20 protein-coding genes are annotated in these 18469 nt (G+C 66.2%); 12 read left to right on the forward strand and 8 right to left on the reverse strand.

The genetic code is table 11. The features are described 5' to 3' along the window. Positions 1-21 precede the first annotated feature (21 nt). Positions 22-552, reverse strand: coding sequence for a hypothetical protein (locus BLR24_RS04850; RefSeq protein WP_093013519.1), 531 nt, complete (start codon positions 550-552; stop codon positions 22-24). A 168-nt stretch (positions 553-720) separates the two neighbouring features. Beyond that, a complete protein-coding gene (locus BLR24_RS30270) occupies positions 721-1257 on the reverse strand; it encodes a hypothetical protein (RefSeq protein ID WP_139188710.1) in 537 nt (178 codons plus the stop codon). An 86-nt stretch (positions 1258-1343) separates the two neighbouring features. Here BLR24_RS30270 and BLR24_RS04860 point away from each other — a divergent pair, with 86 nt between their 5' ends. Next, positions 1344-2369 carry an RNA methyltransferase gene (locus tag BLR24_RS04860; RefSeq protein WP_093013525.1) on the forward strand — a complete coding sequence of 342 codons (1026 nt, stop codon included), beginning with the start codon at positions 1344-1346 and terminating at the stop codon, positions 2367-2369. Between the two features lie 24 nt (positions 2370-2393). On the opposite strand, the gene BLR24_RS04865 is transcribed toward BLR24_RS04860, so the two are convergent. The 4 genes from BLR24_RS04865 to panD form a co-directional block, all read right to left on the reverse strand. Beyond that, the gene (locus BLR24_RS04865; protein ID WP_093013528.1) at positions 2394-3146 is read right to left on the reverse strand and encodes an alpha/beta fold hydrolase; all 753 of its coding nucleotides are present in this window, start codon (positions 3144-3146) and stop codon (positions 2394-2396) included. A gap of 76 nt (positions 3147-3222) precedes the next feature. Further along, complete coding sequence (locus tag BLR24_RS31180) at positions 3223-3357, reverse strand: hypothetical protein (RefSeq protein WP_302848485.1); 135 nt, start codon at positions 3355-3357, stop codon at positions 3223-3225. A gap of 36 nt (positions 3358-3393) precedes the next feature. Then, positions 3394-3564 carry an HHHH-motif protein gene (locus BLR24_RS30595; RefSeq protein WP_175543180.1) on the reverse strand — a complete coding sequence of 57 codons (171 nt, stop codon included), beginning with the start codon at positions 3562-3564 and terminating at the stop codon, positions 3394-3396. Between the two features lie 177 nt (positions 3565-3741). Then, positions 3742-4140, reverse strand: a complete 399-nt coding sequence (gene panD / locus BLR24_RS04870) for an aspartate 1-decarboxylase (protein WP_093013531.1) — start codon at positions 4138-4140, stop codon at positions 3742-3744. Between the two features lie 394 nt (positions 4141-4534). Between panD and BLR24_RS04875 the strand changes: the two genes are divergently transcribed. The 9 genes from BLR24_RS04875 (at position 4535) to BLR24_RS04915 (ending at position 15601) form a co-directional block, all read left to right on the forward strand. Further along, complete coding sequence (locus BLR24_RS04875; RefSeq protein WP_093013534.1) at positions 4535-8581, forward strand: TOMM system kinase/cyclase fusion protein; 4047 nt, start codon at positions 4535-4537, stop codon at positions 8579-8581. A gap of 17 nt (positions 8582-8598) precedes the next feature. After that, entirely contained in the window at positions 8599-9396 is a 798-nt protein-coding gene (locus BLR24_RS04880; RefSeq protein ID WP_254787168.1) for a BMA_0021/BMA_0022 family TOMM bacteriocin, read from the forward strand. Further along, complete coding sequence (locus BLR24_RS04885) at positions 9374-10246, forward strand: class I SAM-dependent methyltransferase (RefSeq protein WP_254787169.1); 873 nt, start codon at positions 9374-9376, stop codon at positions 10244-10246. Before BLR24_RS04880 ends, BLR24_RS04885 begins: the two co-directional genes overlap by 23 nt. Then, complete coding sequence (locus tag BLR24_RS04890; protein ID WP_093013537.1) at positions 10236-12413, forward strand: TOMM precursor leader peptide-binding protein; 2178 nt, start codon at positions 10236-10238, stop codon at positions 12411-12413. The genes BLR24_RS04885 and BLR24_RS04890 overlap by 11 nt, the downstream gene beginning before the upstream one ends. Positions 12414-12436: 23 nt before the next feature. After that, the gene (locus tag BLR24_RS04895) at positions 12437-13372 is read left to right on the forward strand and encodes an FHA domain-containing protein (RefSeq protein WP_093014700.1); all 936 of its coding nucleotides are present in this window, start codon (positions 12437-12439) and stop codon (positions 13370-13372) included. A gap of 138 nt (positions 13373-13510) precedes the next feature. Continuing rightward, positions 13511-14167 (forward strand): hypothetical protein, encoded by a 657-nt coding sequence (locus BLR24_RS04900; RefSeq protein ID WP_093013540.1) that lies wholly within the window; start codon positions 13511-13513, stop codon positions 14165-14167. A 68-nt stretch (positions 14168-14235) separates the two neighbouring features. Further along, positions 14236-14814 carry a tail fiber protein gene (locus tag BLR24_RS04905; protein WP_093013544.1) on the forward strand — a complete coding sequence of 193 codons (579 nt, stop codon included), beginning with the start codon at positions 14236-14238 and terminating at the stop codon, positions 14812-14814. 11 nt (positions 14815-14825) lie between these two features. Beyond that, on the forward strand, positions 14826-15254 hold the full coding sequence (locus BLR24_RS04910) for a hypothetical protein (RefSeq protein WP_093013547.1): 429 nt from the start codon (positions 14826-14828) through the stop codon (positions 15252-15254). 77 nt (positions 15255-15331) lie between these two features. Beyond that, positions 15332-15601 (forward strand): hypothetical protein, encoded by a 270-nt coding sequence (locus BLR24_RS04915; RefSeq protein WP_254787170.1) that lies wholly within the window; start codon positions 15332-15334, stop codon positions 15599-15601. Positions 15602-15622: 21 nt separating this feature from the next. Here the strand turns inward: BLR24_RS04915 and BLR24_RS04920 are convergent, their stop codons facing one another. Together BLR24_RS04920 and BLR24_RS04925 are read right to left on the reverse strand one after the other, a co-directional pair. Then, the gene (locus tag BLR24_RS04920) at positions 15623-15829 is read right to left on the reverse strand and encodes a dodecin (RefSeq protein WP_093013553.1); all 207 of its coding nucleotides are present in this window, start codon (positions 15827-15829) and stop codon (positions 15623-15625) included. 88 nt (positions 15830-15917) lie between these two features. Next, entirely contained in the window at positions 15918-16757 is an 840-nt protein-coding gene (locus BLR24_RS04925) for a DKNYY domain-containing protein (protein WP_175543181.1), read from the reverse strand. A gap of 125 nt (positions 16758-16882) precedes the next feature. Between BLR24_RS04925 and BLR24_RS04930 the strand changes: the two genes are divergently transcribed. Together BLR24_RS04930 and BLR24_RS04935 are read left to right on the forward strand one after the other, a co-directional pair. After that, positions 16883-17719 (forward strand): AraC family transcriptional regulator, encoded by an 837-nt coding sequence (locus BLR24_RS04930; protein ID WP_093013559.1) that lies wholly within the window; start codon positions 16883-16885, stop codon positions 17717-17719. 39 nt (positions 17720-17758) lie between these two features. Continuing rightward, on the forward strand, positions 17759-18460 hold the full coding sequence (locus BLR24_RS04935) for a B3/B4 domain-containing protein (protein ID WP_093013562.1): 702 nt from the start codon (positions 17759-17761) through the stop codon (positions 18458-18460). Positions 18461-18469: the final 9 nt, after the last annotated feature.

The raw sequence follows: 18469 nt of genomic DNA on the forward strand, positions 1-18469 counted from the left end.
CGGCAAGACGCCAGGTCGGTGTCAGCCGAAATCTTCGATGACTGTTCGAAGCTCCGAGATGGCGGGCGCGCCGGCCGTCAGTTCGGGCGCCGCGCACCAAGGGGCCGGCAGCTTCGAAATCCAGGCCGTCAAGGGCTCCAGGTGTTCGGGCGCAAGGCTGTGCATCTGTTCGATGGTGATCGTGAGCCGGGTTGCCAGTCTCGGGGGCCCGGGCTCGAAGACCCAGTCGTAGCGGCCGCAGCCTACGCGCGCCGCACGGCTGTCCTTCTCGGACATGCCGACCAGCCATTGGCAGCTGTATTGCGGCGAGTCGTCCGTCGGCGACGCGCCGATGCAGAGCGTGTGCACGTTCTCGAAGGAGCGGGAGAACTGGCGCACCAGCACTTCGGTGATCGCCTCGATGCCTTGCGCCAATGGCGGGAACGAGATGGTCCCGCCATTGACGACCATCTCCAGACGGGCATCGGAGGCAAAAGCCTGTCGCATGAGATGCGGGCGGTTGTGGTCCTTCGCGCGAAGGTAGGCGCTGACGACGTGCTGGGCGTGAGACATGTTCGTTCGGGTCCGCGATGCATCGCTTTGATGTGGTGCGTCCGATTGTGGGAATCCGCGCTCGCGAACGCCAACGCAAAGTTTCTCGCTCAGCTCATCGAGTTTCTTGATGACGTGCGATGCGCCTCGATGGATGGCATCGACGAGTTGAAAGGGGTAGGTGGGGCCTCAGGGGATCGCGATCGGCTCGACCACCAAGGGCATCGCGCTGATTCGCTGGAGACGCTTGCCAGTCCAGAGATAGTAGAACTTGCCCGGCGCGGTTCCCTCGTTGATCGAGCCCGAAATGATCAGCAGCCGGCTGTCTTGCCTGAATTCGACCCGTTCGTCGTCGTTGCCCATGACACCCGAGATTTCGTCGACGCGAGGAAGGGTGTACGCGGAGCCCGTGTTCTGGTCGAGCACTGCGAAATTTCGGCAATCGGTTCCGCATCCCCACACCGCCACCCGCAGGTGGCCGGCGAAATTTGCCGGCTTCGTGAATTCCTGATGCAGGATCGTCCTGTAGCGTCGGGTCGACGGACTGGTCAGCCGCAACCGAATGGGATCAGCGGCACGCAGCTGCGCACTCCGAGTGGCGGGATAATCGGAAAACCGGGGCGCGGCTTCTGGTCTGGACCCGGCGACCGCAGACACGTTCGCGCAAAGCATGGCCAGCGAGACGAGGGATGCCACCGGGACGTGAAGGAACTTCGACTGAAGCATGGCCGATCGTACCCAGTCACGCGCAAGGCAACTCACGCCACGTCTAACGTGCCCTACATCACCGGCCCCTTGACCCCAAGCAGCGAATGCGAATCCACGAACTGAAACGACGACTCCGCGAAGCCGGCGCGGGCCCCAGCCACGAGCAGCGGATCTTGCGCCTGTGGTCCCATGCGCTGCCTCGCAACAGCGGCAGGCGGCTGCCGGGGACCTTCTTTCCGTCGTCGCTGCTGGAGGCCCTGCCGTCCATCGAGGCCGAGCTTGCGGGGCTCGCGCGCATTCACGCGGTGCATCCCGGTGCGGATGGTTCCGAGCGGCTGCTCGTGGCCCTTGCGGACGGCCAGACCGTGGAGAGCGTGCTGCTGCCTCGGGACGGCCTGTGCGTCTCGTCGCAGGTGGGGTGCGCCGTCGGCTGCCAGTTCTGCATGACGGGCCGTGACGGTTTGCTCCGCCAGGTGGAGAGCGCTGAAATCATTGCCCAAGTCGCTCTCGCGCGCATGCGCCGGCCGGTGCGCAAGGTGGTGTTCATGGGCATGGGCGAGCCGGCCCACAACCTGGACAACGTGATCGAGGCGATCGAACTGCTCGGCACGGTGGGCAACATCGGCCACAAGAACCTGGTGTTCTCCACGGTGGGCGATCCGCGCGCGTTCGAGCGGCTGAGCCAGGCCCGCGTGAGGCCCGCGCTGGCGCTCTCGCTGCACACCACGAAGGCCGACTTGCGCAAGAAGCTCCTTCCGCGCGCGCCGAACATGACGCCCGAGGAACTGGTCGCCGCGGGCGAGCGCTATGCGCGTGCCACCGGCTACCCCATTCAGTACCAGTGGACGCTGCTCGAAGGCATCAACGACGGGCCGGAGGAAATCGAAGGCATCGTCAGGCTGCTGTCCGGCAAATACGGCGTGCTGAACATGATCCCCTTCAACGCGGTGGATGGCGTGGCGTTCAGCCGCCCGTCGTGGGAGCGCTGCGAACAGATCGCCCGCACGTTGCACGAGCGCGGCATCCTGACGAAGCTGCGCCATTCGGCCGGCCAGGACGTCGACGGCGGGTGCGGACAGTTGAGAGCGCGCGCCGCCGAAGTACGGGTGGTGCCGATTCGAAGCGCCTGAGGCAAGCCGCGCACTGGCCTCATCTCATGTGAACGAGGTCACCCAGTCCCAGACCTGTCCAGGCGCCTCGACCATCACGTTGTGGCCGTGCGCCCCCAGGTCCCGCGCCTCGCGATCGAGCGAGCGGGTCTGCTCCAGGGTCACCAGCGCGTCATGGCCTCCGCGGCCGAGGTGCACGGGGCAGCGCACCAAAGCCATCAGTTCGGCCATCGGGGGCTTGCCCACGCCATTGACGCGAGGATCCATCGCGAGATGCCAGCCATCGGCGTCGTGTGCAATGCCCCGCGCCGCGATGGGTGCCGCTGCACCGGCGATGCCCGCAAGCCCTGACACCTTGAGGTATCGGTCCCACGCTTCCTCTTCGGTTGAAAACCGTTTCGCGGGTTGCGATGCGAGCGCCTCCATGCGGCGCAGCTCCTCATCGCTCCACGCGATCTTGATGCCGGCGGCAAACACCCGGTGCGGCGTCACGCCGAACCAGCCAGTGGCCAGCGCGAGGCCGATCACGCCGCCTAGCGAATGTCCGAGAACCACGAGCCGGCCCGTGAGATGGACGTGCGGCAGCGCGGCGCGCGCGACACTGGCGGCATATTGGCCGATGGCATAGGCGTCCTCTCGGACCGATTGGCCGTGCCCGGGCAGGTCGAGCACGAGCCAGCGGCCCTGCCAGCGGGCACTGGCCTCGGCGCACATGGGCGACCACACCGCGCCCGTCGCGCCCATGCCGTGCAGCATGAGAAGCAGGTCGGGACCTTCGCCGCCTTGTTCCGTGTACATGGCCACTGCCTCCGTCGCAGATTCGATGGCGAAGAATACCCGCCAGCGCGACCGGCCTGGCCACGGCCATCGTCCTTCAGTCCAGCCTGACCTTGGCTTCGCGGATCACCTTGCCCCACATCGCGCGGTCCGCATTCACGCGAAAGCCCAGCCACTCAACATCCGCAGCGCCAAAAGAAAAACCCCGGCACGAAGCCGGGGTCGATCGCATTGCCAGTCGTGTCACGTGCCTCGTCGGCACACGAACTCAGCGCACCCAGCGGCACACGCGCTGGTGGCGGTGCGCATCCCACTTGCACACCTTGTGCGCGTGCGCCTTGTGGCCACGGGACGGCGCGGCCGAGGCCATGCTCGGCGCCAGCACCGCGAGGCTGGCGAATGCAACAACGCTGGAGAGAATGAATTGCTTGATCTTCATGGAGTTCTTTCTGAGCAATAACGTCAATGAACAACGCCGCATGGCTCGGGCTGGACGAACGCGTGCGGCGCAGGTGGCACGGAGCTGCTTTACGGGGACAACGATGAGCGCACGATGAGCGCATGCGCCGCTCTTGCAAACTCTGTCACGAAAAGCCGAGTTGGATGTGCGCGAGGTCTAGGCCATTGCAGCTTCGGAAGCCGCCTGCACCGGAATGTGCGCACGCTCTTCCTTGATGCGGTTGGCGCCATCCACGAACACGAGCTTGGGCTTGTAGCCCGCCACCTGGTCTTCCGGCACCAGGCCGAAGGCCGCGATGATGATGAGGTCGCCTACCGAAGCCCGGCGTGCGGCCGAGCCGTTGACCGAGATGATGCCGGTGCCCCGCTCGCCCCGGATCGCATAGGTGACGAAGCGCTCGCCGTTGTTGATGTTCCAGATGTGCACCTGTTCGTTCTCGGCCAGGTTGGCGGCATCGAGCAGGTCTTCGTCGATGGCGCAGGAGCCTTCGTAGTGCAGTTCGCAGTCGGTTACGGCAACGCGGTGGATCTTGGACTTGAGCAGGGTGCGGAACATGGGACGGTGGCTTTCTCTTTTGGCAAAAGTTAAATGAGAGCGGTGCTCCATCGACGGGCACACAGGACGAGAGTTGCAGCGGCGCAGCGGAGGATAGTCGAGCCGCCGACCGCATTCGCGCCCTTCGGCTGGCGCTTAAAAACCACGGCATCGATTTCCGCTGGGCGCTGATCTCCAAAAACCAGGAGTTCTTTCAACCTACACGCGAACAAGCACGCGCTAAAAAGACCTCCATTGCCCTTGCGCTGCGCTTTCTTTTTGAAGAATCTCTTACGAAATAAATCTCCTCTGGGCTACAGTAAAAAATCGTGTTTCGATCGATTTGACTGCGCGGCCAACCGTAGCCGCAACGCACTTCGGTATTGCGTTGGCCAATCAACCAGGTGGGGCTGAAATGCAGGATGCCGTCATTGCGCGCATTGACGCGACCGAACAGGTTGCGCCGGAGCCGTTGTTCATTCCGGGCTATGACTTGCTCGACGTGTTGGGCGTCGGTGGCTACGGCACCGTCTATCGCGCCACGCAGCACCACACGGGAAACACGGTCGCGATCAAGGTCGTGAAGCTTCTTGAGGGCCGACAGCGCGTGGCGCGCTTTCATCGCGAGACCCGGCTCTGCGCCGCGCTGCATCATCCGCACATCGTGCAGTTGCTCGACAAGGGCGAGCAGGGCGCCTGTGTGTACGGCATCTTCGAATACGTGCCCGGAGAAACGCTCAAGAGCTTGATCCGGCGCAGAGGCTCGCTGACCGCGGCGGAGACTGGCCATCTCATGGCGGAAGTGCTCGATGCGCTGGACTGCGCGCATCGCGCCGGCATCGTCCACCGCGACCTGAAGCCCGACAACGTGATGGTGAGCTTCACCGGCGCGCTGCCGCATGCAAAAGTGCTGGACTTCGGGATCAGCACAGTGATCCCCTTGCAAAGAGAGGTTCAGTTCGCAACGCTCACGCTGGACGAGGAGTGCCTCGGCACGCCGGCATACAGCGCGCCGGAGCAGCTTCGCGGCGAGCCGCCGAGCGCCGGGTCCGATCTCTATGCCTGGGGATTGATGTTCCTCGAATGCCTGACGGGCGTGCCCGCGATCCAGGGCGATTCGGCCGCCGAGATCGTGCATCGACAACTGAGCCCGCAGGACGTGCCGCTGCCGGCCGAGATTGCTGCGCACCCGGTGGCGCAGCTGCTGCGGCGTGTGCTGAAGAAGAAGCCTGTCGAACGCTGCGGTTCGGCATCCGCGTTGCTCGAAGAACTCGGCCGGCTCAGGCTCGATGACCTCGTGGGTGCCTTCAGGCCGGCGCAGGGCCAGGGGGACGATTCACTGGCGCGCACCGTGGCCACGGCAAGGGCTTTTTCCGAGAAGCGGCAACTGACGGTGCTGTGCTGCAGCGTCGCGGTCTGGCCCGACACCGGCGAGAGCGAAGGCGGCGAGGGCGCGTCCCTGCCCTCGGACATCGAGAACCTGGAGCTGCTGCAGCGCGAAGAGCTCGGTCGCTTTTCAGAAGCGGCGACGCGGCGCGGCGGCCTGCTGGCGGGCACGCTGGGCGACCGCATGATCGTCCTGTTCGGCTACCCGCATGCGAGCGACACCGACGCGCGGCAAGCGTGCATGACGGCGCTCGAGTTGACGGCCCTCGGCCGCAGCAGATCGGCCGCCATCCGACAGGCCCACGGCGCGCACCTGGGCATTCGCATGGGCATGCACACCGGCATGGCCGTGGTGGCGGGCGGCGAGATTCCCTCGGGCCATGCCGTGAGCGTGGCGATGCGCCTGGAGGGCATGGCCGAGATGGGGACGCTGCTCGCGAGCGAAAGCAGTTATCGCCTGCTGACGCGCCACGCGCATTTCGAAGAGGCCGGCAGCGTGAGCATGCCGGGACTGTCCGCCGGTGTTCAGACCTACCGGCTGGATGCGCAGAACCAAACTTCATCGCCGCCTGCGTCCACGCCGGGTGCGTTGAGCCGGATGTGCATCGGGCGCGACCGGGAACTGGCGCTGTTGCGGGCCGAATGGGCGCAAGCCGCCTTGGGCCATGGGCGCGCGGTGTGGATCCGCGGCGAGCCGGGCATCGGCAAGTCCTGTCTCGTCGACGTGCTGCGAGAGCACGTGGCAGAGGAAGGCGGCCCGAACTCCGTCAACGCCCAATGCCAGCCGGAACACCGCAACAGTGCGCTGATGCCGTTTCTCGCGCTGCTGCGCCAGCAACTCGAAGCAGTGCCGGGCGCATCGCCGGACGATCAACGCGGCCAACTGAACGAGGCCCTGCAAGCCGCCGGCTGCGACGGCCCTGCCGTGACCCCGATCTTCTGTTCATGGCTGTCGCTTCCCCTGGCCGCGGGCCAGCAGGCAAGCCAGGTGTCGCCCGCGATGCAGAAGGCACTGCTGCTGAAATCGACCGCTCAGTGGCTGCTGCACATGGCCGCCTCGGCGCCGCTTCTGCTGGTGGTCGAGGACGTGCATTGGGCCGACCCCACGAGCATCGAATTTCTCGAGCAGCTGATCGCGCAGCTGGCCGACCGGCGTGTGCTGCTGGTGCTGACGGCACGGCCTGAATGGGAAAGGCCCCAAGGCCTGAAGGCCGAATGCATCGAGGTGCGAAGGCTCGACGATCCAGAGGCCAGCCAGCTGGCCCGCCAGGTGCTCGCACCGAGGAAGATCGATGCCGCGGTGATCCGCAACATCGTCGCGCGCACCGACGGCGTGCCGCTCTTCGTGCAGGAGATGGCGCGCATGCTGCTGGACACCTACCTGGTCGAACAGGGCGGTGCCTGGGTCTTCAAGCACACCGCCCAGCCGGCCGCCATCCCCGTCACGCTGCGCGACTCTCTGGTGAGCCGCTTCGATCGCCTCGGGCCCGCCAAGAGCCTGCTGCAACTGGCAGCCACCATCGGGCGGCAATTCGACGCAAGGTTGCTGTGCGCCTGCTCGGGCAAGACGCGCGAGATGGTGGACGGAGACCTGGACGCCCTGCGCGATGCGGGGCTCGTCATGCCGGCCGATCCGTCCGGCGCGAGTGCGGACGCCTTCGTCTTCCGGCATGCGCTGATCCGCGACACTGCGTACGAATGCATGCTGGACGCGCAGCGCCGGCAGCAGCACAAGAAAGTGGCGCAGGCCCTGCTGCAGAGCGACCCGCAGCGCGTTGCCAACGAGCCGGGCATCGTCGCGCAGCATTGGGCCGATGCCGGAGACCACGCCCAGGCGGCTGCGCACGCGGTGCGGCAGCTTCGCCTCACGCAGCACCGTTCGCTCAACGACGAAACCATCGCCTATGCGCAGCACATCGACGGCTGGATCGGGCATCTGGCCGGCGCCCTGCAGCGCGAAATCCGGCTGGACGTGAACAGCTATGTAACGCAGGCGATGATGAACAAGTACGGCTGGGCCCATGACCAGGTGGTCGACCGCATCGCCCTGTCGCAGGAACTGCTGGACGACACGGTGGCCGCGGAGAAGCAGGTGCAGCACCTGTGGGCCATGATCACCTTCCACCACGTTGCGAGCAACCGCGACGAGGTGCGTCGGCTGAGCCACAGGCTGCTGGGCCATGCAAGGCATCAGCAGGATGAGGGCGTGCTGGTCGCCGGCCAGACCTACCTAGGCCTTGCGCACTATTCCGACGGCCGGTTCGCCATGGCGGAACGCGCGTTGACCGACGCCGTCGAGCGCTACGACCCCGAGGCGCACGCTCACCATGCGGCGGATTTCGGTTTCGACACGCGCGTGTGGGCGACCACGGGGCGTTCGCTGGTGCGATGGTTCGCCGGCCACGATGAGGCGGCGGCCACCGACGCCGCCCAGGCCGTGCGGTGGGCCCGGGAGATGTCCCACATTCCTTCGCTGAGCATGGCCCTGCTGTACCAGAGCCTGGGCCACCAGGCCCGCGGCGACAAGGCGGCTGCGCTGGCGAGCACCACCGAGCTGCTCGACATCACGGCGCGCTACGGCCTGCCGGCTTTCCAGGGCTATGCGGACATCATCCGATGCTGGTCGACGGGCGACCCGCAAGACATCGCGCAGGCCGACGCCACTGTGCAGGCCTTGTGGAACATGGGGTGCCGCTATTGCCAGACGTACTACCGCGCCTTCGCCGCCGAAACGCTGGCCGGCCGCGAGCGATGGGGCGAAGCAATCGACCGCATCGACGATTGCCTGCGCTTGGCGGAGCAACTCAACGAGAGGCTGTACAGCGCCGAACTCCACCTGAAGAAGGCCCGCTACCTTCTGGGCGCGGGTGCCGAACGTGCGCCGGCGATGCTGTCTTTTTCCCGCGCCGCGAAGGTCGCGCGGGAAGGTGGAAAACACCGGACCGAATTCGACGCGCTGGCAGCGTTGCAGGCGCTCGCGCCGGCCGACCGGGATGTGTACAGACGCTTGAAGGATCTGGCCGCCATGCGGCCGGAGTTGTGCCCGCGCAAGCCGATGCCTGCGCATTTTTCTTAACCAAGGAAGAAGTCATCATGACCCAGCGCCAAAGTGCAGCAGCCGAGCCCTTGCTCGAATTCCGTCTCGCCTACCTCCGGGCCCTTGCGCGATCGTGGCAAGACGATGCGTACCGGCGCGAACTGCTCGACCAGGAGGACATCCAGCCGATGCTGCATCGCGACTTCGGCCTGCCGACGCTGTGGCCGCAGGTGAACATCGGCCTGTACCTCAACAGCGATCCGGCGCAGAGGGCCGAATGGAAGCCGGTGCTGACGGCAGGCTGGATCAGCCCCGACGATGCCTTCGTCATCGTGCTGCCGCAGGCGCCGACGTCGTCTCACGCGGCCGAGGCCCTGGCCGCCTACTACCAGCTGTTCCCCAATTTCATGGGCGCGGCCGCCGCCTTCGACAAACCGGACAAGCCCGTCGGACCGCCGCAAGGTGCGCTGCCGACGGGGCTTGGCATTCCGGGCGGAGGTCCGGATTCGCTGCTGGCTTTCGGCGGCGTGGTGCTGCGCGCCATCGCCCTCGCATGGCAATCGCCGCAGTTCCTGAGCGAGCTGACCGGCGATCTCGCCACCGACAAGGCCCCGGTGCTGAGCCAATGGCTGGGCTACAACAACCCATTCAATTTCCAGATCCGGTTTGCCACCCATCCGAAGCTCACCTGGGACGCCGCACGCGGTGAGTGGAACCTGAAGGGCCCGAGCGGTTCGCTGATCAAGAACACGATCCAGCTGAACTACCCGCAGGCACCGGCGGAGGAGGGCATGCGCGCGATTGCGCTCACCGCGTACAACAACACGGGCAGTGCCTATCCCTTCACTTGCTGAGTCCCCGGCCGAAGGGACGGCGGCAACGGCGCTGCAAGGCGCCACCGCGACGCTGCTGCTGACACTCGCGGCCCGGGCCGGGTCCGAGAGCGTCATCGCCGCGTCGGTCTTCTCCGATCCGGAGGCGCGCCGCGTTGCCGCGGCGCTGCCATTCGACCTGTCGGCCGGCACGCGGGATGCGGCATTCGTCCGCGGCGTGGTCTTGCGCGCCGCATTGATCGATCGCCTGGCGGCCGAGTTCTTCGCGGCGCATCCGCTCGGCATCGGCATCACGCTGGGGGCGGGGCTGTGCACACGCCGCAAGCGGCTGGGGCTGCGCGTGGCGCAAGGCGTTGGCGTCGATTGGCTCAACGTCGACCTGCCGGATGCGATTCGCCTGCGCGAGCAGCATGTGACGCCCGGCGAAGGCGAGCGCAACCTCGCGTGCTCGATCCTCGACCCGGCGTGGCTGGATGCGGCCGACCTGCCGGCCGGCCGGCCCGTGCTCGTGATGCTGGAAGGCGTGTGCCCCTATCTGCCGCAGGCACCCCTGGAGGCCATGCTGCTGCATCTGGCCCAACGGTTCGAGCGGCGCGGGTCCGCAAACGTCGTCGTGCTGGACTACGTCCATCCGGTCCTGGCGGGCATGCCGGTGCAGGTGGGCGGCATGCATCTGCCGGTGGTCTCCGGCTTCGAGGACTCGGCCCGCATCGCGGCCATCCATCCATCGATTCGCGTGGTCTCCGAGGACCACCTCTATTCGCAGTTCTCCGATTCGCACCGGCTCTTCGAGGCCGCATTCCGCGCGGCGACCGGCCGCTGGCCCTACACGGTCGCCCGCTTCGCGCTGGGATCGCCGCATGACGCATAGCCTGCCGTCGACGGATTTCTTCACCGGTGTTTTCGAGTGGCACGGCAGGTTCCTGCCGCCGCTGCTGAGGCCGGACGGCCTGCTGCTGTTGAGCGAGACCGACCTGTTCCTGCTCGGCGCGCCCGGCGTGCTGGCCGTCGAGCGCATGCTGCGCGAGCGTGTGAGCCTGGCCTCGCATTGCAGAAACGAGGGCGTGCCCGCACTGCTGGCAGAGATGCTGCATGCGCTCGAAGCCTTGGCGCGGCAGGGCCTCGCAAGGCCGGTGCCGGGGAATGACGCAGAGCGCCACGTGGTTCCGGATTTTTCGTTGCCGTTCGAGCGCGTCCATGTGGAGGCGCACGTCGACGCCATCGTGCTGTCGCAAGTTGTGGACCCCGAAGCGGCCCGGCGCTGGGCGCGCGCAGCCGGCGGGGATGAAGTGCGCACCGTCGTCTTTTGCGACGACTACCTGGATCCCCGGCTCGGCCTGATCGATGCGCAGCAGCGGGCCGCAAGGCGTTCGTGGCTGCTGGTCAAGCCGACGGGCGAGCGGGCTATGGTGGGGCCGCTGTTCACGCCGCAGGCCGCCGCCGCCACGGCATGCTGGCATTGCCTTGCGCATCGCCTGCTGCGGAACCAGCCTGCAAGAGCCTGGTGGCAGGACAGGCACGGCGGCCGAAGCGTCGGCTTGCCGGTACGCGCCGACGCGAAGCTCGCCCGTGATCGGCTGGAGCGCCTGCTCCCGCTGGCGCGGGAGATCGTTGCTGCAAACGCCGACCAGGCGCTGTGGACCATCGAGCCCGCGCAGCCGCATGCCGTCGTGCCGAGGCCCCAGTGTCCGCAGTGCGGCGATGCGGGGCTCATGGCGCAACTTCAGCGTCGTCCGGTGGTGCCTGCGCCTTGCCTTGCAAGCGCCCGGCCCGATGGCGGTTGGCGCACGATGCCCGCGGCCGCCACGCTCGAACGCCTGGCCCCGCACCTCGATCCGCTGTGCGGCGTCATTGCGCGCGTCGTGCCACTGGGCACCGAAGCGAAAGATGCACTCACGGTCTATCGCAGCGAAATCTTCAGGACACCCGCCGCGCACGGCGATTCTTCCGCCAGCGCCCTGGTCCAGGTGTGCCTTGGCAAGGGCATGTCCACGGACCAGTCCCGTGCCAGCGCAATGTGCGAAGCCGTGGAGCGGTACGCCGCCTTTCACCAGGGCGATGAGGCCTGCGTTTTCGCGGCGGCGTCGGCGCTGGACGCGCGCTGCATCCTGCCGCAGGCGCTCGCGCTTTTCAGCGACAGGCAGCGCATGCAACTGAAAGCGAACGACCCGCCGCATGCGGTGGCCTCACCAGCGCCGTCTGCGCACGAACCGGCATGGTGGACGCCGGCCTGGTCGCTGACGTCCAGGTCCCGCTGCTACCTGCCGCTGGCCTTCTGCCATGCCAACGCCCCGGTGGAGAGCCAGCGGCATTCGGTGTGGACGTCGAACGGCTGCGCTGCCGGGAACACATTGGAGGAAGCCATCCTTCAGGGCTTTCTCGAACTGGTGGAGCGCGACGCCGCCGCCATCTGGTGGTACGGCGAAATCTCCAGGCCCGCCATCGACCTCGGGTGCCTCGATGCGCAAAGCCGCGCCCGCATCGCGCGCAGCCTGGGGCCGCAATGGCGGCACTGGGCGCTGGACCTCACCCACGACTTCGGCATTCCGGTCGTGGCCGCCATCGGCCGGCATGACGCAACGGGTGACTGGGCCATCGGCTTCGGTTGCAGCACGAGTGCCGCGCTCGCCTGTGAGCGCGCGCACACGGAAATGAGCCAGCTCATCGCCGCCGGAAAGAAATTTTCCGTACCGCATCCAGGCGGTCCCGAAGACGCGCCGCACTTTCTCATGCCGGCGGAAGAAGGCGATGGTGATGCGGCACCGATGCGCCCACCCACCGTGGCGCCGAGCGCGGACATTGCCGAAGAGATCGAACGCTGCGTGCGCATCGCTGTGTCGCTCGGTATGGAGACGGTGGTTCTCGACTACACGCGGCCGGACATTCCGCTTCGCACCGTGAAAGTGGTCGTGCCCGGCCTGTGCCACATCTGGCCCGAGCTGGGCAACCCGCGCCTCTACCGCGTGCCTGTCGCCATGGGATGGCGCGGCTCCCCGCTGCAGGAAAGCGATCTCAACCCCCAGGCGCTTTACGTTTGAGCGCGAAGCAGCAAAAGCAACCGATGGCCATCTTCCGAAACAAGCTCGATCAACGCGGCACCGTACTGCGCCCCATGCACGCCTTCGGCCGGCGCCCCTCGGCCTGTCAAACTGTGCTGCAGGCGCCCGACGTGTCGCAGATCCACGCGCTGGTTCGCTGGAATCGCCTGGCCTGGGAGATCGTCGATCAGAGCCGCAACGGAACCACGCTGAATGGCGAACGACTGCCGAGCGGCCGATGGACCGTGGTGCCGCCGGGCGCAGAAATACAGTTGGGCCTGGGCGACGAATCGGCCTGGATCGCCGAGGATCTGACGCCTCCAGCGACCTGTCTTTTTCCGAGTGACGGACAGGGCTCGCTGGTGGCATTGAACTTGCGCGAGAACCTGTTGCCGGACGCGCAGCAGCCCGAGGTGAACGTCTATTTCCTCGAAGGCCAATGGGTGCTCGAGCACATCGACGGCATCGACCAGCTGGGCGACGGCGCCATGGTGCGGACTTCCGGCAGCACGTGGGAGTTCGTGCTGTGCGACGACCTGGAATCGACGGCAGAAAACCAGATTGCTTCGGTGTCGCCGCAGCCCGTGGAGGTTGCCCTTCACTTCAATGTCAGCCAGAACGAGGAGCACACGAGCCTGAGCCTGGTGACGGACGGCAAGTCGGTTTCCCTTGGCGAGCGCATCCACCACTACACCCTCGTGACCCTCGCGAGGGTGCGCTCGCAGGACGTGCAACGCGGGCTTGCGCCGCAAAGCCAGGGCTGGATCGCGCTGGACGAGCTGTCGCGCATGCTCGGCGTGGAGCCGTCCTACGTGAACATCCAGATCTTTCGCGCGAAGCACCAGATCTTGAATGCGCTGCCCACGCACGCGGCCGAGCCACCGCTGGTGGAGCGCCGCCGCGGCGATGTGCGTTTTGGCAACTACCCGTTCCTGATCGAGGGCGGCGCACGCAGCTGAACGGCCGCTCGGCCGGAGGCCTGCGCTCCGTGTAATCGCCTGTAATTCCGTTGAAGAGGGTGGCTCCCTAGAGTTGGTTCCAGTTCGGTCCCACAGTGGTCCGGACTGTTCCACCAACCACTTCTTCTGGAGAGCGTCATGGGAAATATTTACTCCGTCACCATCAACAACAGGTCGAGTCATTCCGACTACTTCATGGTGTTCCAGAACGACCCGACCGCGTGGGCGCCCAACGCCATGGCCCTGGCCTGGTTTTCCAAGTACTCCAACCCGAGCCCTACGGCCGAGCTCACCTTCGAGTGGACGGTGGACGTCGGCTTCTCTTGGGCTGAAACGGGCGACTTGCAGCCCGGCATTCGGTTCGCGGCCTCGGAAAAGTACATCCCTCAGGGCGGCAAGAACAAGATCACACTGGACTACAACAAGGGCTATCTCTTCACCGATGAGGCCCAGGGTCCGGACAAGGATCGGTTCTACCTGGCCCAGAGCCCGGACATTCCGCTCAAGTCGCAGGCCTCCGTCGGCGTGACGATGTCGGGCAGCACGGTTTTCGCGGCGCAGGCACGCCCCAACGGGAACCTGACCTTCTCGCCACATCCCCGGTACTTCATCGCATACGGCAACTACCAGAAGGGCGAGGTCATCGACGTCAACTCGATCAACAACGCGCTCGAACTGACGTACCCCACCGGCGTCTATTCGCTCACCACGACCTTGAACGCCAACGACACCTGGGTCAAGCCGGACTCGCTGGTAGAGGCCAACGACAAGCGTCTGCGCCTGACCTCGCGCTGATCGCCGGCGCTTCACCTACCCGACCGGCCTGCCGCCTGCGCGGCGGGCCGGCTTGAAAGGAATGCGACATGTTCGATGCATGCGTCATAGGCAGCGTCTGCGGTTTTGCCGGACAGGTGAACCCCGTTTCGGGCGACGCCAACAACATCTGGAAGAACACCGCCTGCGCGAGCCAGAACTCGGTGGCGGCGCCCAAGCGCGACGACATCCCGACCGCCTACCTCGAGGCACAGGGCTGGATGCTGTGCGACGGGCGCAAGCTCAAGGTCAGCGCGTATCCGGAGCTGTTTGCCGCGCTGGGTTACCTGTACGGCGGGGTCAGCGACGATTTCTGCATTCCCGACTACCGCGGCCTCTTCTTGCGCGGCAACGATGCGGGCTCGGGCATGGACCCGGATGCCGCATTGCGCATGGCGCCGACGGGCAGCGGGACGGTCAACGGCGTGGGCTCCTACCAATGCGACGCCATGCAGACGCACACCCACACCTACAACGTGGTGGCGCTGGCGGCGGTGTCGCAAAGCGGCAATGCGGCCGGCCAAACGTCGGGCGACCTGCAGACCAGCGCGCCCATCCAGCCCGCGCGGCTCACTTCGGAAACGCGGCCGAAGAATCTGGCCATCAACTACATCATCAAATTTCGCTGAGGAAGAAGATCATGAAGAACACAAGCCAACTCGCCATCCTTTGTGCCATCTCGATGGCGGTGCTGACCGGTTGCCAGAGCGGCGGGCCGAAGGCCGGGGAGGCTCGGGTGGCTGTCGATGCGCCGTGCGTTGTCACTGCGACCGCCTACCAGCACATCTTCGCGCGCCATTGCACCGCAACGTCCGGCGCGAGCCAGTTGCTGCCGCAGTACTGCACCAATGCCGCCGCGGCGCAAAACTTCTGCCACATGGTGCAGACTGCGCCGAACCAGACCCGCACCCTGCAGCCCGACAATCGGATTCGCTATGACGCCAACTTCAACCAGGTCGTCGGCACGGCCGGCGAAAAGTGCGGACGCCTCATCGTCGAAAGCGCAACCGACGGCACGGTCGTCACCGAGTTTCCCGAATTCAACGGTGCGCCGGGCAACTGCAGCTAGCGGCTGAAAAAATGCGGCGAATCATCCAGGTGCCAGAAGGAATGCGGCCCGAAACGCCGGGCCTCCCCAGTCTTCCGATGGACGAATCCATCTGGGAGGATGGCTATTCGCTCGTCATCGATGAACTGAAACAGGGAGCGCTGCAGAAGTTCTGGAAGCACTACTACGGCGCCTCCGCGGAGATGGTGGTCTCAGGCGACGGCCTGACGGCGCTGCGCAAGGACATCCTGGCCGCGGTGCCGGGCTGCACGGACAAGCCGGCCGTGGTCGGCTTCCTGCTGGATCTGGCGCGGATGTGCGCCCGCGCGCGCCGTAGCAAGCACAGCCTCCATGTGATCGCGGACTAGCGGGCCGGCCGCAGCCAGTCGCTATTCGAGCGTGAAGCCGATCTTCAGCGTCACCTGCCAGTGCGCGATCTTGCCGTCCACCACGTGGCCGCGCGTCTCGGTGACGGTGAACCACTGGATATTGCGAACCGTCTCATGCGCTTTTGCAATGGCCGTCTGCGCGGCATCCTCGATGCTGACGGGCGACGAGCCGGTGAGCTCGAGCGACTTGTAAACGTGATTCGACATGTCTGTGCTCCTTGTAGGCGTGGACACATCGTAGCCAGTGCATGCGGCGGCAGGGGAAACTTTCTGCATCCGCCTTGGCCGGCGAGGCTCAGCGTGTGGCGGCAGCAGCGTTTCGCCCCTGTTTCCAGGAGCCCGTGCGATCGCTTGCATCGATGTCGCCCGTGACATCGTCGACCACCACAAAGCTCGCGGCATCGGCATGAAGCACGGGTGCGCCCAGGTACCAGACATGCGCAGCGTCCGAGGCGTAGCCGCGCCCGAGAACACGCAAGGCCGCGCTGTCCGCGCCGCGCAGGGTGCGCACCACGGGATACGGTCCTCGATTGGGCGTGTCGGTTTCGATGTGGGCGTGATAGGCGCTGGTGCGATCGCGCGCATACCCGGCGTCGATCAGCGAGAACGTCGGTCCGTGGCTGCCGGGAATCTCGGCGCGAGCGAAATAGCCGCGCTCTGAATCGCGCGCAAATTGCGAGCCCAATGGCTCGAAGCTCGCCGCGTCTCGCACCGTGAAGCCCACGCCGTCTTCGTAGGCGCGCGAGCGATCTCGCGCATAGCCGAAGCCCAGCACGCGATAGGTGGGCGCATGCGCATCCTTGATGGGCGTGACGCGAACGTATTGAATGGCCCAGTACTCCTGGCCCTTGCGGTAAGTATCGCAGTAGTAGACCGTCTGGAGATCGCGTGCCTCATGGTCGGACAGCGCCTCGAAGCTGGCGCCGTCGCTGCCGTCGATGGTGCCGCCCCGGTAGTAGCCGTGCTTCGCGTCGCGCGCGAAGTGCTTGTCCAGGGCGCGGAAGGTCTTCAGGTCGGCGGGCGTGAAGGGCGTGCCGTCGTAAGACCATTGCAAACCTTTTTTCGTGTAGCTGCCGCCGTCGCAGCCGACAAGGCCGAGCAGCAGGCCCAGCAGGAGGACGAGGATGCGGCTCATGGGTCTTTGTTGGTTCTTGGTTTTTCGAGCGATTCGCGATGTTCGGCGATGCCGCACCGGAATACCAGCATATATCGAACGATCCACGCCGAGGGACTGGACCCAGCGCATGCATACTCCGCGCGATGAGGAACCCGCACCACGTCTGCCGCGTCTTCGGCTCACCCTGGGAGGGCGTGCATGGCACGAGCATCTCGAGCAATCGACACTACGGCCGGCACTGGCATGCCACCTTCGGCGTGGGAGTGATCGACGAGGGCGCCCAAACCTCGGCCAGCGGATGCGGAAACGTCGATGCCTATGCAGGCAACCTCATCGCGACCAATCCGGGTGAGGTGCATGACGGCAGGCCGCTCGGCGGGAGCGCTCGGCGCTGGCGCATGCTGTACCTCGAACCCGATGCGCTTCGATGGGCGGTGGATGCGGCTTCCGCTGGCGTGGCGCAGGACATGGCATTGATTCGCCCGGTCATCGTGGACGACGAATTGCGGCGCGTGCTCGGCGAACTCCTGCGCATGCTGGAGGCCGAGGCTTTGGCCGACGCACTGCGTTGCGAGGAACTGCTGGTGCGGGCCTGCACGCTGCTCGTCGGGCGTCACGGCGCAGGCCGGCTGAGCGCCCCTGCGGCATCGGCCGACGTTTCGCGGGCCCGCGAAATGCTCGCATACAACCTCGCACAGCCACCAAGCCTGGGCGAACTGGCCGCCGCTTCAGGTGTGAGCAAATTCCAGCTGCTGCGGCGCTTCAAGGATGTCCATGGCGTCACGCCGTTTGCGTGGCTGCTGCAACAGCGCACGGAAGTCGCACGCGCACTCGTCCGCCAGGGCGCCGCGTTGACGGAAGCGGCGATGGCGACCGGCTTTGCGGACCAGAGCCACATGACACGCGCGTTCGTCCGGCATTTCGGCTACACGCCCGGTGCATGGCAGCGCGCGTGGATACAGCCCGCACCGCTGCAATAGCGTTCAAGACGCGCCGCCATGGGAGCGACACACTGCGGCATGCACTTCTTCTTCTCTCATTCGCCGGAAATCTGGGAGCGCCATCCCGAACTGGTGCCCGGCGTCCTAGTGGCCCAGGGAATCCACAGGAACGCCATGGTGGAGGCGCAGGTCGCGCACCACCACGGCATCGCACGCGCCAGGCTCGGCGCCGCCGGCACGGAAGCCGATCTTCCGGAGGTCCAGGCCTGGCGCCGCACCTTCGGGCGCATGGGTCTCAAGCCCACGCAGTACCGGTGCGCGTCCGAGTCCTTGCTGCGGCGGTTCAGGAAGGAAGGCTCGCTGCCGCCGATTCATCCGCTGGTCGATCTTTGCAATGCGGTGTCGGTGGCCTTCGCGATTCCGATCGCGGTGTTCGACCTGTCGCAGGTGTCCGAGGGGCTGGAGGTGCGGTGCGCGGGCGGCACGGAAAGCTACCTGGCGTTCTCGGGGGAAACGGAAACGCCCGAACGCGGCGAAGTCATCTTCGCGGATGCCGACGGCCGCGCGCACGCCCGGCGCTGGACGCATCGCCAAAGCGCCCACTCCGCCGTGCGCGGCGAAACCTCCCGCGTGCTCATCGTGGCCGAAGCCTTGCATGCCAATGCCGCCGACGATGTGCCGCAGCTGCTGGCCGCGCTGTCAGAGGCGCTGGCCGGCGTTTGGTCTCCGCCGGTGGCGTGTGCAGTCCTGCGACAGGGTGCGCCTCGCCTGGTGTTCTGAGGGGCGATG

Source organism: Variovorax sp. OV700 (genome assembly GCF_900099805.1).
In the GTDB taxonomy this organism is placed as follows: Bacteria; Pseudomonadota; Gammaproteobacteria; order Burkholderiales; family Burkholderiaceae_C; genus Variovorax.

Coding starts and splice junctions, on each gene's coding strand:
- BLR24_RS04850 (WP_093013519.1), bottom strand. CDS start 552: ATGTCTCACGCCCAGCACGTCGTCAGCGCCTACCTTCGCGCGAAGGAC.
- BLR24_RS30270 (WP_139188710.1), bottom strand. CDS start 1,257: ATGCTTCAGTCGAAGTTCCTTCACGTCCCGGTGGCATCCCTCGTCTCG.
- BLR24_RS04860 (WP_093013525.1), top strand. CDS start 1,344: ATGCGAATCCACGAACTGAAACGACGACTCCGCGAAGCCGGCGCGGGC.
- BLR24_RS04865 (WP_093013528.1), bottom strand. CDS start 3,146: ATGTACACGGAACAAGGCGGCGAAGGTCCCGACCTGCTTCTCATGCTG.
- BLR24_RS31180 (WP_302848485.1), bottom strand. CDS start 3,357: ATGCGATCGACCCCGGCTTCGTGCCGGGGTTTTTCTTTTGGCGCTGCG.
- BLR24_RS30595 (WP_175543180.1), bottom strand. CDS start 3,564: ATGAAGATCAAGCAATTCATTCTCTCCAGCGTTGTTGCATTCGCCAGC.
- panD (WP_093013531.1), bottom strand. CDS start 4,140: ATGTTCCGCACCCTGCTCAAGTCCAAGATCCACCGCGTTGCCGTAACC.
- BLR24_RS04875 (WP_093013534.1), top strand. CDS start 4,535: ATGCAGGATGCCGTCATTGCGCGCATTGACGCGACCGAACAGGTTGCG.
- BLR24_RS04880 (WP_254787168.1), top strand. CDS start 8,599: ATGACCCAGCGCCAAAGTGCAGCAGCCGAGCCCTTGCTCGAATTCCGT.
- BLR24_RS04890 (WP_093013537.1), top strand. CDS start 10,236: ATGACGCATAGCCTGCCGTCGACGGATTTCTTCACCGGTGTTTTCGAG.
- BLR24_RS04895 (WP_093014700.1), top strand. CDS start 12,437: ATGGCCATCTTCCGAAACAAGCTCGATCAACGCGGCACCGTACTGCGC.
- BLR24_RS04900 (WP_093013540.1), top strand. CDS start 13,511: ATGGGAAATATTTACTCCGTCACCATCAACAACAGGTCGAGTCATTCC.
- BLR24_RS04905 (WP_093013544.1), top strand. CDS start 14,236: ATGTTCGATGCATGCGTCATAGGCAGCGTCTGCGGTTTTGCCGGACAG.
- BLR24_RS04910 (WP_093013547.1), top strand. CDS start 14,826: ATGAAGAACACAAGCCAACTCGCCATCCTTTGTGCCATCTCGATGGCG.
- BLR24_RS04915 (WP_254787170.1), top strand. CDS start 15,332: ATGGACGAATCCATCTGGGAGGATGGCTATTCGCTCGTCATCGATGAA.
- BLR24_RS04920 (WP_093013553.1), bottom strand. CDS start 15,829: ATGTCGAATCACGTTTACAAGTCGCTCGAGCTCACCGGCTCGTCGCCC.
- BLR24_RS04925 (WP_175543181.1), bottom strand. CDS start 16,757: ATGAGCCGCATCCTCGTCCTCCTGCTGGGCCTGCTGCTCGGCCTTGTC.
- BLR24_RS04930 (WP_093013559.1), top strand. CDS start 16,883: ATGAGGAACCCGCACCACGTCTGCCGCGTCTTCGGCTCACCCTGGGAG.
- BLR24_RS04935 (WP_093013562.1), top strand. CDS start 17,759: ATGCACTTCTTCTTCTCTCATTCGCCGGAAATCTGGGAGCGCCATCCC.